The sequence below is a fragment of the Bacillus paramobilis genome (assembly GCF_038096195.1).
Taxonomy (GTDB): domain Bacteria; phylum Bacillota; class Bacilli; order Bacillales; family Bacillaceae_G; genus Bacillus_A; species Bacillus_A mobilis.
On record NZ_CP151108.1, the window covers coordinates 4,703,291 to 4,716,070 of the forward strand.

General features: G+C 34.5%; 10 protein-coding genes. 4 read left to right on the forward strand and 6 right to left on the reverse strand.

Going from position 1 to position 12,780, the window contains the following annotated elements:
- Positions 1-3 precede the first annotated feature (3 nt).
- Together AABL52_RS24115 and AABL52_RS24120 are read left to right on the forward strand one after the other, a co-directional pair.
- Positions 4-1,467, forward strand: coding sequence for a sensor histidine kinase (locus tag AABL52_RS24115; protein WP_341518581.1), 1,464 nt, complete (start codon positions 4-6; stop codon positions 1,465-1,467).
- A gap of 145 nt (positions 1,468-1,612) precedes the next feature.
- Positions 1,613-2,125, forward strand: a complete 513-nt coding sequence (locus AABL52_RS24120; protein ID WP_000351216.1) for a GNAT family N-acetyltransferase — start codon at positions 1,613-1,615, stop codon at positions 2,123-2,125.
- A gap of 32 nt (positions 2,126-2,157) precedes the next feature.
- Here the strand turns inward: AABL52_RS24120 and AABL52_RS24125 are convergent, their stop codons facing one another.
- The gene (locus tag AABL52_RS24125) at positions 2,158-3,558 is read right to left on the reverse strand and encodes a PLP-dependent aminotransferase family protein (RefSeq protein WP_341518582.1); all 1,401 of its coding nucleotides are present in this window, start codon (positions 3,556-3,558) and stop codon (positions 2,158-2,160) included.
- 120 nt (positions 3,559-3,678) lie between these two features.
- On the opposite strand from AABL52_RS24125, the gene AABL52_RS24130 reads away from it, so the two are divergent.
- Both AABL52_RS24130 and AABL52_RS24135 read left to right on the forward strand, forming a co-directional pair.
- Positions 3,679-4,605, forward strand: a complete 927-nt coding sequence (locus AABL52_RS24130; RefSeq protein WP_341518583.1) for a DMT family transporter — start codon at positions 3,679-3,681, stop codon at positions 4,603-4,605.
- 115 nt (positions 4,606-4,720) lie between these two features.
- The gene (locus tag AABL52_RS24135; protein ID WP_341518584.1) at positions 4,721-5,245 is read left to right on the forward strand and encodes a DUF4871 domain-containing protein; all 525 of its coding nucleotides are present in this window, start codon (positions 4,721-4,723) and stop codon (positions 5,243-5,245) included.
- A 292-nt stretch (positions 5,246-5,537) separates the two neighbouring features.
- Here the strand turns inward: AABL52_RS24135 and AABL52_RS24140 are convergent, their stop codons facing one another.
- The 5 genes from AABL52_RS24140 to AABL52_RS24160 all read right to left on the reverse strand — a co-directional run bounded on the left by AABL52_RS24140 (position 5,538) and on the right by AABL52_RS24160 (position 12,494).
- Positions 5,538-6,737, reverse strand: a complete 1,200-nt coding sequence (locus AABL52_RS24140; protein ID WP_341518585.1) for an NAD(P)-dependent malic enzyme — start codon at positions 6,735-6,737, stop codon at positions 5,538-5,540.
- A 59-nt stretch (positions 6,738-6,796) separates the two neighbouring features.
- A complete protein-coding gene (locus AABL52_RS24145; protein WP_000512725.1) occupies positions 6,797-8,143 on the reverse strand; it encodes a 2-hydroxycarboxylate transporter family protein in 1,347 nt (448 codons plus the stop codon).
- A gap of 122 nt (positions 8,144-8,265) precedes the next feature.
- Positions 8,266-8,973, reverse strand: a complete 708-nt coding sequence (locus AABL52_RS24150) for a response regulator (RefSeq protein WP_098872498.1) — start codon at positions 8,971-8,973, stop codon at positions 8,266-8,268.
- Positions 8,970-10,574 carry a sensor histidine kinase gene (locus AABL52_RS24155; protein ID WP_341518586.1) on the reverse strand — a complete coding sequence of 535 codons (1,605 nt, stop codon included), beginning with the start codon at positions 10,572-10,574 and terminating at the stop codon, positions 8,970-8,972. The genes AABL52_RS24150 and AABL52_RS24155 overlap by 4 nt, the downstream gene beginning before the upstream one ends.
- Before the next feature lie 78 nt (positions 10,575-10,652).
- Entirely contained in the window at positions 10,653-12,494 is a 1,842-nt protein-coding gene (locus tag AABL52_RS24160; protein ID WP_423250484.1) for a methyl-accepting chemotaxis protein, read from the reverse strand.
- Positions 12,495-12,780 lie beyond the last annotated feature (286 nt).

Genomic DNA, 12,780 nt, shown 5'->3' on the forward strand with positions numbered 1-12,780 from the left:
AAAATGAGTAAACTTTCCCTTAAAATTGGGACATACTTTTTAATATTAGCTTTATGTATTGAAACAATTGCTTTCGTATCTTTTTACAAAAGTATTTCAACAATGCGGATTGAGGAAGAAACACTTGCTCTTTTAGAAAAAGGTAATCGCTATAGTAACAAAATTACAACCCGCGCAAAGTGGAATGCATTTGCTAAAGAAAAGAAACATATCGAACGCGCTGAATACAATAAAAATCCTAACCGTCCTGTGTATCCAGAGTTCGATATCGCGGATGAAGCTGAACACTTAGTAGAATCAGAATTAATTGCTAACTCTGATATAGCTATCATAATAACAGACAATACTGGCAAAATTATTTCCACTTCAGAGCCCGTAACAAAGTCAATGCAAAAACAACTTACTTGTAAAACAGAACCTATTCCAAAAGGCGGATTGATCGTCGAAAAGAACTGGAAAAAATCAAAATTCATCACAACGGTAAGCCCACTTAACACAGCAGAGTTTCAAGGAAAGTTATATATGTTATTAAAAACATCTTTCTTAGAAAATATGTTACTTAAACTCATGAATCAATTTCTTATCATTAGTGTTTTGACAATTATTTTAACGACTATTTCTGTCTTTGTTTTTTCTCGCGTTATTACAGAACCTCTTATAAAAATGAAGAGGGCAACAGAAAAAATGTCAAAATTAAATACACCAATTCAATTAGGTATTAAACGGAATGATGAGCTTGGAAGCTTAGCAAAAACGATTGAAGATTTATCCAGTGAACTGACTTATATGAAAAAAGAACGCAATGAATTTCTCGCTAGTGTTGCCCATGAACTATTAACTCCATTGACCTATATGAAAGGTTATGCGAAGGTAGCAAAGAGGGATTCTTTAACGAAAGAAGAACGTGAAGAATACTTACAGATCATTGAGGATGAAACAGATAGTGTAACCGATCTCGTCCAAGATTTATTTATGCTAGTGCAATTAGAACAACATCAATTTGTTATAAAAAAACAAAAAGTGGGCCTTAAACCATTTTTAGAACGAATGGTTGAAAAAACAAGAACAACATTAACTAACAAACAAATGCAACTCCATGTATATTGCAAAGATGATTTAGAAGTTTGCATAGACGAAAGACGTATGGAACAAGTTATGTTAAATTTATTACACAATGCTTATCAACATTCGCCAGAAAACACATCTATTACGATACGTGTACTCGCGAAAACAGATTCTTTTACAATAAGTGTAGATGATGAAGGAGAAGGTATTCCCGAAGAAGATATCCCCCATATTTTTGATCGTTTTTATCGTGTTGATAAATCCAGAACGAGAGCTACTGGCGGAAAAGGTATCGGGTTAGCTGTTGCAAAAGAAATTGTAGAATTGCATAACGGTTCCATTCTAGTAACAAGCCAATTAGGAGTAGGAACAAACTTTAGAATCGAGCTACCTTTTGAATAAGATGCGTGTGAAAACACCAGTAGTAGTAAACACTACTGGTGTTATTTTGTTCGTAAAATCAGCTCATATAAGCTAAGCTTTTGAAATTATTCTTATTTCAATATAAAATAAAGGTACATTTGCAAAGATTTGGAGGGTGATACAATTGGATATCCATGTATTAACAAAAGACGAAGCAGAAATTTACTTAGAACTTCGTGTAGAAGGGCTAAAGCAAAACCCTGAAGCTTTCAGCTCTTCTTATGAAGATATTATTAATAAAGAGTGTGCGATTGAATATAAAGCACAAAAATTAGCACAAGATGAAAACTATACGCTAGGTGCATTTAAAGATGGACAATTAATCGGGGTTGCAACACTGGAAACGAAACCATATGTAAAACAAGAACATAAAGCTAAAATCGGTTCTGTATATGTTTCTCCAAAAGCACGCGGACTTGGAGCAGGAAAAGCACTTATTAAAGAATGTCTTGAACTTGCTAAATCTTTAGAGGTGGAACAAGTTATGCTTGATGTTGTTGTTGGCAACGATGGTGCGAAGAAACTTTATGAATCATTAGGTTTTAAAACATTCGGTGTACAAGAACGTTCACTGAAATATAACGGACAGTATTGGGACGAAGAGCATATGGTCTTATTCTTAGATGAAAATAAATAATAAAAAACATCCTCATGCCTGGGGGATGTTTTTTACTTTCTTGTATACCATGCCTTATGTAATAATTGAATCGCTTTCGCAATTTCGTCTTCTGATAAAATTGCAAACCCAAGTAAAACTACATTTTCAGGCGCAGTACCGTCTTTATAGTACGTAGAAACAGGATATATTTTAATACTATATTTTGCAGCTTCTTTAATGAGTTCTTCTTCTCGCATTCCATTATGCACTTTTAATAAAATATGCAATCCCGAATCTTCTCCTATTACTTCAACACGATTAGAGAAATACTTTTCTATTTCAAAGACAAGTCGATCCCTCTTTTTTCGGTAAACGACACGCATTTTATGAATGTGTTTTTCCCAATAGCCTTCATTTAAAAACCTTCTTATCACTTCTTGATCCATTCTTGAAACACTTTGTGTATAAAACAAGTATTCCTTTTGATATTTTCCAATTAAATTCTTCGGTAATACTATATAGCTCATCCGTAATGAGGGCAACAAAGCTTTTGATAGCGTCCCCATATAAACAACTTTCCCATCTGTATCTAACCCTTGTAGTGCCGGGATTGGCTTTCCTGAATAGCGAAATTCACTATCGTAATCATCTTCAATAATATATCTATCTTCTTCTTTCTTCGCCCATTGTAAAAGCTGCGTTCTTCTCGTAATAGGCATAATCATTCCATATGGGAATTGATGAGAGGGAGTTACAAATACAACATTTGCATCGCTATTTTCTAAATCAGCTATACAAATTCCGTCCCTATCTAAAGGCAACATTTGAACCTTCTTTTCTCCCTGTTCAAAAACGACCAGTTTCCTATGATAACCTGGGTTTTCAACTGCATAATTACTTCCCTTTAACAATTGAAACAGCAGCTTCACTAATATTTGTGTTCCCGCTCCTAATACAATTTGACTAGCTGAACAACGCACACCTCTAGATTCATACAAATAGTTCACAATTTCCTCCCTCAGGCTCAATTCTCCTTGAGGGTGTCCAAGAAAAAGCAACTCATTATTATGTGGCTGCCATACATCATTTATAAGCTTGCGGTACGTAGTGAACGGAAAAGTATTCGTATCAACCCCTGTTTGGGTGAAATCAAATGTATAGTTCTCTTCCCGAAACGGTACTTCTTCTACTTTCTCTTCGCTTCCTTCTACATAAATCATTTGTTCAATTTTACATACAAAATAACCTTTTCTCGATGCCGATTCAATATAACCTTCTGCAAGTAATTGCTCGTAAGCCGCTTCTACTGTATTCTTACTCACTTGTAAATAGCTCGCCAGCTTTCTTTTTGCAGGTAATTTTGTAAAAGCCGGAATCATTCCATCTTTAATTTCTTTTTTTATATACTCATACAATTGCACGTACAATGCCTTTTTACTATTCATATTTAAATTAGGCGTTAATTCTAACATAATATCTGACCCCTTAATAAAACTGAAATCTGATACTTTTTACAGTACCAGAAGTTATATATAATTCCTTGTATCATGTCACACATAAAAAATCAAATACTCGAGAGGAGATGCATGATCATGAACAACAATAGACGGATTGGGCTCATTATGATTATTACAGGAGCTACCTTATGGGGATTATCTGGACCGATGATGCAGTGGCTATTTCAACATACTAACGTATCATCAATTGATTTTTTGACGATACGCTTGTTGCTTGCGGGAATATTTATTTTATCTTTCTTACCTATAAAAAAACAAAACATATTTCAAATTTGGAAACACCCTAAATATTCTATACAACTTATTATTTTCTCTATTCTCGGCATGCTCGGTGCACAATACGCCTTTATCGAAACAGTTCATATTAGTAATGCGGTTACAGCCACTTTATTTCAGTTTCTTGGTCCTGTTCTTATTACCATTTATGTCGCATTTGAACAACGAAAATTCCCAGCTTCTCTGCAACTACTCGCAATTATAACTGCCCTAACAGGAACATATTTTATTATTACAAACGGTTCAATTGAAAATATTGTCTTATCGAAAGAAGCCATTATTTTCGGCCTATTAACAGCAATTGGATTTGCATTTTATACCCTCCATCCAGCTTCTCTTATTAAAGAATGCGGAACAACTGTAGTAATTGGCTGGGGGATGTTAATCGGCGGTATTGCCCTACTTATTTGTAATCGCTCGTTTGGATGGAATCAGCTTTCACAAACTTTTACACCAAAAACTTTTTCTATGCTTATTCTTATCATCATAAGTGGCACCCTTTCTTTCCTTCTTTATATCGGTAGTCTCAAATATTTAGCAGCAACAGAAACAAGCATTTTATCTAGCATTGAACCACTTGTAGCTGCCGTTGTTTCAATCGCTTGGCTAAATGAATCCTTTGGAGCATATCAATTACTAGGCGGCGTATGTATCGTTCTTTCTGTTATTTTCTTAACCATGCCGCAAAAAGAACGAGAACCAACCTTTACAACTGAGCAAATATAGAAAATGTCAAAAGAGGTCGTACAAAACTTACGACCTCTTTTGACGTTTTAAAGGAATTGTCCCGCTTTCTAGCAAATACAATTACACTAACAAGAAAAATTAGGAGTGTGACACCATGAAAAAAATCAGAACTATGCTACTTTTCTCCTTTCTCATCGTTGGATGCACACAAGGACAACTTGATTCAGAAGTGCCTAAAAAAGAAGCCATCGCAACGTCATCCACTCAAGTTAATGCACCTTCCTTTTTTCATCTTAGCGTTTTAAAAGATGTAAATTGGGAAGAAACCCCCTCCTTCATACAAGAAAAAATACCTTTAAAAGGCATCGAAGAAAAAGTCGCAATGGCTGATAGACCTATTATCGCAAATGAAAAAAATGAAATGATGTGGTACTTTTTAGATCCTGAAATGCCAACTGGAAAACTATCTATTATTGCACTAAAACAAGGATCAGTAACCCCAACACCCGTACTCTTTCAACAAGAAACTTCTAAACCAACTTGGACTACTTCAAATACAATTGATTCTACTACAACCGAACTCCCACTCACTATGTCACTACCTTCATCTGGATTATGGGTATTAAACATATATATAAATGAAAAATATTATGAGCAATTTGTAATCACCGCTAAGTAAAGTGACAAAAATAAACCACTTTCTTACAACAATGTAATTTCTACGTCATGTACTTCGATAGTTGAAGTATCTCTCTTCTCTTATACTTAAAGTAAGAAATGCAACGAGGAGAGATGAGAGATGAAAAAAGTGATAGAAGTGATCGTAGCAGTAACTGAGGTTTTAGTAAATGGTAAACAAGTTGCAATGGAATTAAATAAATAGTGAAGAAACATAAATAATTCTACACTTCTTCATTATTTTGATTTCTTATCTCAAAAAAGCAGTGCCTTTTAGGCACTGCTTTTTGCTATTAATAACTTGGTATTGTCGTAATTTGCGCCACGCCTGAATTAATAGCTGCCTTCGCTACTGCTTCCGCAACACTTGGAACAACTCTTTTATCTAACGGATTCGGGATTACATAATTCGTATTACGTTCTTCGTCCGTAATGATGTTAGCGATCCCATATGCTGCCGCTAATTTCATCTCTTCTGTAATATCCGTCGCGCGCACATCTAACGCACCACGGAATATCCCTGGGAACGCCAATACATTATTTACTTGATTCGCATAATCCGAGCGCCCGGTTCCTACTACAGCTGCCCCAGCCTCTAATGCATCCTCTGGGAAGATTTCTGGAATTGGATTCGCCATAGCAAACACGATTGCTTTCTCATTCATCGTTTGTACAAGTTCTTTCGTTAATACGTTAGGAGCAGATACGCCAATAAAAATATCAGCTTGATGAATCGCTTCTTTTAACGTTCCACGCACATATTCTCGATTTGTCTTTTTAGAAACTTCAATTTGTGCTTCGTTCATCCATGATTCACCTTCACAAACAATACCTTCTAAGCTAACTAACGTAATGTGTTTTGCACCAGCCTTTAATAATAATTTTCCAATTGCAATTCCTGCCGAACCCGCACCGTTAATAACAATTTTTACATTATCCATTTGTTTGCTAACAACTTTTAATGCATTAATAACAGCTGCCAAGACGACAATAGCGGTTCCATGTTGATCATCATGGAATACAGGAATATTTGTTTCTGCTTTTAATCGCTTTTCAATTTCAAAACAACGTGGTGCCGCAATATCTTCTAAGTTAATTCCTGCAAACGTAGGCTCTAAATTTTTCACAAGGGTAACGATTTCATCCACATCAGTCGTACCTAAACATAACGGGAAAGCATCTACATTCGCAAATTTCTTAAATAAAATACTCTTCCCTTCCATAACAGGCATAGCTGCTTTCGGTCCAATATTTCCTAAACCAAGTACCGCTGTTCCATCTGAGACAACTGCCACCATATTACCGCGTGCTGTATAGTCATACACTGTTTCTTCATCCGCCGCAATTGCTTTGCAAGACTCCGCTACACCTGGTGTATATGTCAGGCTTAAATCATCCGCTGAATTTACTTCTACTTTACTTGTAATTTCAATTTTCCCTACTAATTCTTTATGCAATAACAATGATCTTTCATTAATTTGATTTTCTAACATACTTATAATCTCCCCTTAATTTGACAAGCTAGCTATATGAATATAGCTAGCTTGTTTGATTATGAAAACATTTTTAATAAAATTGTCGCTGTTACAACCATTGCTGCCCCGCCTAAACGTGTTGAAATTTGCGCAAACGGCATTAATTCCATACGATTTGAAGCTGATAAAATAGCAACATCTCCAGTTCCACCTAAACCACTATGACATCCCGTTACAATTGCTGATTCAACTGGATACATTTTCATCACTTTCCCTACAAGAAAACCTGATGCTACCATTGTAAGAACAACTGATGCGCACACAACAACATATCCTACTGAAAGAACTGCTGCTACGTCTTTTAGCGGAATATATAGCAATCCTAATCCAACCATTAACGGCCAAGTTAAATTCTTTGAAATAAATTTATATAGATGGAATGCTCCTTGCTCCATTTTTGCTGGCATTAATTTAAAGTATTTCACAAGTGCTGCTGAGAAAATCATAATGATTGCCCCAGGAATACCGATGAACTTAGAAGCAAATCCTCCGAAGATGAAGAACGTACACGCAATTAATAAACCTGCTCCCATTAATGAGAAGTCAATTGGCTTCTCTGTATTTTGTTCTTTTAATAACTCTGCTTGATTGTCTGTCTTCACTAATACACCGTTACCACTAAGCTCTGGTTTCTTCTCACCTAAACGCTTCATATACCCTGCACTCACGATTGCGAACATATTTCCAATAATAGCCGCTGGAATAAGCTGTGATACAAACGTTGCTGATGATTCATTTAAAATATCACTATAAGCGAGCGACAATGGTAAAATCCCTTCCCCAATACCACCACTCACAATTGGTACGATGATAAAGAAAAATGTTTGCTTCATTTCAAACCCAAATAGTGAACCGACCAATAATCCTACTGCTACAGAAGCTAACGTCCCTACTACTAAAGGTATAAACATACGAACGAAACCTTGTACTAATACTTTACGATTCATTCCTAAAATACTTCCGACTACTAAACAAGAAATATATAAATATAAAAAGTTCGATTTTTTCATTAACATAGTCGCAGCTTCCATTGAAGCTGGATTCATCCAGTTAAAAAATACAAGTAATGATGGAATAAATAATGAAAGTATTGCCGGACCGCCGATATTTTTTAAAATTGGAATTCTCATTCCAATGTCGCCTAAGAAAATACCCATGATCATAATAACTGCAAATCCACCAATCATATCTGCTGGCAATTTATTATATACAGATGCTCCATAAATAATAGCAGCCAATACTACATATAACGGTAAAGGTATAACACCGATTTTTACATTCATAATTTTAGAAGCGAAAGATTCTCTTTGTACTTCATTTCCTTCAGAAAATGATACCGCTTCCACATTCTTTTGAATTCCCATATGGCACCCCCTTGTTTTCTTAATAACAATATTAAAACGCTTTCAATAGTAAAAATAGTTTTTGTAAGTTTTGTAATTGATTTTGTAATTAAAAAAAGTATAAGCGACTTATAATAAGTCGCTTATACGTAAAACTCTATTTTATTTTGATCAATACACCTTAATTTACTCACTGGTCTTCCTACATGTTGATACACCATTTCGTTTTCTAATACTCCAATTTCAGTCAAAAACATTACATACTTTCGAATAGAAACTCTTGAAACTCCAACTAATTGCGCCATTTCATCTGTTGTAAACGCTCGTCCATTTAGCGACTCAATCTTCCGCCAAATTAATTGCATCGTTTGCTTCGTTAATCCTTTCGGAAGCTCTTTAGTGACAGTAGGCTCTCTTTTTTCTTTTTGCAAAATTAACGAATCTAATTCCGATTGACTAATTTTTTGTTGTTCTTTCATGAAAGTAAGTTTTTCTCGATATATAGTTAATGCCTTTTTAAATCGTTCAAATGTAAATGGTTTAATTAAATAATCTACTACACCATATTGTAATGCTTTTTTAATACTCCCCATATCATGTACAGCTGAAATCATCATAATATCGATTTCTTTTTCTTGGTTCCGAATATACATTAAAAGCTCAAATCCAGTTTCTTCAGGCATAAAAATATCAAGTAATACTAAATCTACTCGTGATTTCTTTAATACTTCTATCGCTTCTTTAACGGAGTTAACTGCTTGAACAAGTTCAAATCCTCCTACTTGCTCTAAATAATGCGTATTTAACATCGCTACCATCGGGTCATCTTCTACAATTAAAACTTTAATCATATTTGCCTCTCATCCCTACCTCTAGGTATTTCAATTGTTATCGTTGTTCCCTTTCCTACTAATGAATGCATATGAATTTTCCCATTTATTCGCTGTATACTTTCTTTTACAAGATACAAACCATAACCGCGGTTATCTCCCTTTGTGGAATAACCTTTCGTAAATAATGCCCCTATTTCTTCTTCTGGTATACCTTTCCCCGTATCTTGTACTGTAATGATTAATGTATCACCATATTGTATCTCAAGTTCAACTTGCTTTTTTTCACAATTTGTCACTGCCTCTAATGCATTATCAATTAAATTTCCGACAATCGTAATTAGTTCATGAATAATACTTTCATCATCTATTTCCGGCATGTAAGAGTCTTCACTTATGATTAATTTTATATTTTTCTCTCTAGCATAGCTAAGTTTCCCAAGTAAAAAACCAGCAAATACTGGACTTTTTATTCTTTCCATAACCCCACCAATTTCATATTGATGCTCTGATACCATACCGCTTATATACTTCTGCAATTCTTCATACTGCTTCATGTGTGTAAGCCCTAATACGACATGCATTTTATTCATAAATTCATGCGATTGTGCCCGTAATGCTTCCGCATATAGTCTAATACCAGTTAATTCTTCTGCTAACTTTCTAATCTCTGTTTTATCACGAAATGTTGCAATCGCACCAACTATTTCTCCTTTTACATATAAAGGAACACGATTCGTCACAATCGTAATTCCATAAATATTTTGTTCTTCGTTTAATTGTACCTCTCCCGTTTGTAATACTTCTTTTATACGTGAATTAGGCATATACAACTCAACATCTTTACCAATAAAATCTTCTTCAAGACCACTTTTCTTAAACAATCGTTTTGCCTCATTATTTATTAAAGTCACATTGGCCTCTTTATCTACAGCAATAATACCTTCCTTTACAGATTGTAGCATCGTATTTCTTTCTTCAAGAATTTTCGCTATCCTGTGAGGTTCAAGACCAAATAAACTTTTCTTTATATGTCTAGCTAGTAATATTGCTCCTATAATTCCGACTAGTACTCCAACTCCAACTCCAATATAAATGATATGTCTACTTTCCTTAACTCTCTCTTTTACATTATCTGCTGAAATACCAACGGCCACCGCTCCAAGTTGTTTACCTGTTTCAGAAAATACAGGTACAAACACTCGCATTGAAATACCTAAAGTTCCTTCTGCCAGCGATACATGTTCCTTTCCTTTCAATGCAGGCCCTTCATCTCCCCCAATAAAATGATGACCTATTTTTTGAGGATTTGGATGTGATTTTCTTATTCCATTCATATCCATAACTACAATAAATTGAACACCTGTGTTTTTTAATATTCTATTTGTATACGTTTGGATTGCAGAAGTATCTGCTTTCCCAGTCAAACCATCGATTACAATCGGATCATTCGCCACAATGTGTGCAATTGTTTTTGCTTTTTCTGCTTGGCTATCCTCCGTCGTCCGTTCTACATTATGACTAATTAATATATCTGTCACAAGTAAAGAAAAAATTACAACTGTACAAACTAACAATGTAATCGTTTTCCATAAATTCCATAGTCTTTTTCTTTTTTTCATCCCGTTAATGACTCCCCTAATTACTAAATAGAAAAATAAGTAAGGTGATATTATTTTCACCTTACTTATCTGCTGTTATTATACTTTAAATTTACTAGTCATCGCTTGTAGTTCTTCGGCCATCTCAGCTAAATTTTGCGAAGCTGAACTAATTTCTTCCATTGAATTCATTTGTTCTTCTGTTGAAGCAGCAACACTTTGCATACTAGCTGTATTTTCTTCTGCAGCCGCTGCAATTTCATCAATAGCATTTGTCACTTCATTTGCATCTCCAGCAATTCTCTTCGTTGTTTCTACCATTTGATTCACTTGAGAAACAATATGTGTAGTAGAACTTAAAATTTCCGTAAAACTTACTTTCGTTTTTGTTACAACATCAAGGCCTTGTTGAACTTCCCCATTCACATTATCCATCGCCTTAACTGTATGTTCAATATCAGCCTTAATTTCTGCAATTAAATTTGCAATCTCTCCAGATGATTCTCCTGATTGCTCCGCTAATTTTCTAACCTCATCTGCTACAATAGCAAACCCTCGGCCCTGTTCGCCTGCTCTTGCTGCTTCAATAGCCGCATTTAAAGCTAATAAGTTCGTTTGAGTAGCGATGTTTTGAATTGCTTCAGAAATGGCTCCTACCTGCTTTGATTTCTCATCAAGAAGTTTAATAATAGCATCTGACTCGGATACCGATTTAGAAATAGACTGCATTTGTTTTGCTGTTTGTTCAACCAATTCTTCCCCTTCTTCAGCTCTTTCTCTCGCATGTAATGAGGAGATAGAGATTGATTCCGCGCTTCCATTTACATCTTGAATTGCTGTATTTACTTGTTGTAATGTAGCCGCACCTTCTTCAACACCTTGACTTTGTGATTCAGCCCCACCTGATACTTGTTCCATTGCAATTGTAATTTGATCTGTCGCATCATTTGCTTGCTGTACGCTCGCTGTTAACTCTTCAGCCGATGCAGCGACATGTTCTGCTGAAAAACTAATTTGAGTAATCACATCTTGTAAAGAGGCAGACATTTCATTGAAGGAATCCCCTAATTTCCCTATGTCATCCTTGGAATGGATTGTAATTTTCTCTGTCAAATCTCCCTTACTAATTTTATTTGCCGAGTCAGCTATTTTTCTTAATGGCCTTGTAATAGACTTTGTAATGAAATAAATTAATACACTACCAAATACAATAGCTATAGCTATGACAATAAAAGTTTTATAAAATACTGGATTCGCAGCTTGGATAATTTCTTCGTCGAACATAACTCCAACTACTTTCCATCCTGTTTTCTCATTTGTTGCAAAGATTAAATTCTTTTTATCATCTTGTTCTGTATAAGACACATTTCCTTGTTTATCTTCATAAATTGGTTTAATCCAAGGATCAGTAACTTTTGCACCTGGTTTTCTAGATGGATGACTAACAATTTGCTTATTTTGATCTAAAATAACTGCATAACCTTTTTCACCAATATTAATCATTTTGGAAATTTTTAAGATGTTATCTAAATTTAAGTTAATTCCTATAACACCTTTACCATCTTTTACTTCTTTAGCAATTGTCACTACCATATTTTTAGTAGATGCTGATTGATATGGTGAAGTAACAATTACTTTCCCTTTATTTTCATGCGCTTCTTTATACCAAGATCTATCTGTTGGATTATATCCATCAGCCATTTGGATAAATGGTTCTCTTATAAACTTTCCCGTCTGCGTTCCAATATAAATGCCTTCTACTTCTGGATGAAGTTTTATATATTGTGCTAACTTCGTTCTTACTATTTCTTCTTGCCCGTTTGCATATGTATCCTCTGTTAAGATATCTGCAAAGTATGCTGCATCAACAAATTTCTCTTCTATATTTTGAGAAATAACAGTATTTAAAATCGAAATGTTTTCCTTTGTTTTACCTGTGATTTGTTGTTCAAAATTTGTTTTGGCAGTTTGATATGAAACACCACCGATAATAAGTCCTGGTATAGTTAAAATAAGAAAAAATGAAATGATTAATTTCTTCTTGATACTCATACATTTAACCCAGTTAAATATTTTTTGCATAATAAGCCTCCTTTATGTAATGTGAATACTTGTGTAATTTTATACAATCGACATATATAAAACAATATATAATGATAACATGTAATTTTTTCGTCAATTATGCATTTTTACATATTCACTACTTCTAAAGATTTAATCATAAAAA

Excerpts from the sequence above, each read along its gene's own strand:
- AABL52_RS24115 (WP_341518581.1), top strand. The coding sequence starts at position 4 with ATGAGTAAACTTTCCCTTAAAATTGGGACATACTTTTTAATATTAGCT.
- AABL52_RS24125 (WP_341518582.1), bottom strand. The coding sequence starts at position 3,558 with ATGTTAGAATTAACGCCTAATTTAAATATGAATAGTAAAAAGGCATTG.
- AABL52_RS24130 (WP_341518583.1), top strand. The coding sequence starts at position 3,679 with ATGAACAACAATAGACGGATTGGGCTCATTATGATTATTACAGGAGCT.
- AABL52_RS24135 (WP_341518584.1), top strand. The coding sequence starts at position 4,721 with ATGAAAAAAATCAGAACTATGCTACTTTTCTCCTTTCTCATCGTTGGA.
- AABL52_RS24140 (WP_341518585.1), bottom strand. The coding sequence starts at position 6,737 with ATGTTAGAAAATCAAATTAATGAAAGATCATTGTTATTGCATAAAGAA.
- AABL52_RS24145 (WP_000512725.1), bottom strand. The coding sequence starts at position 8,143 with ATGGGAATTCAAAAGAATGTGGAAGCGGTATCATTTTCTGAAGGAAAT.
- AABL52_RS24150 (WP_098872498.1), bottom strand. The coding sequence starts at position 8,973 with ATGATTAAAGTTTTAATTGTAGAAGATGACCCGATGGTAGCGATGTTA.
- AABL52_RS24155 (WP_341518586.1), bottom strand. The coding sequence starts at position 10,574 with ATGAAAAAAAGAAAAAGACTATGGAATTTATGGAAAACGATTACATTG.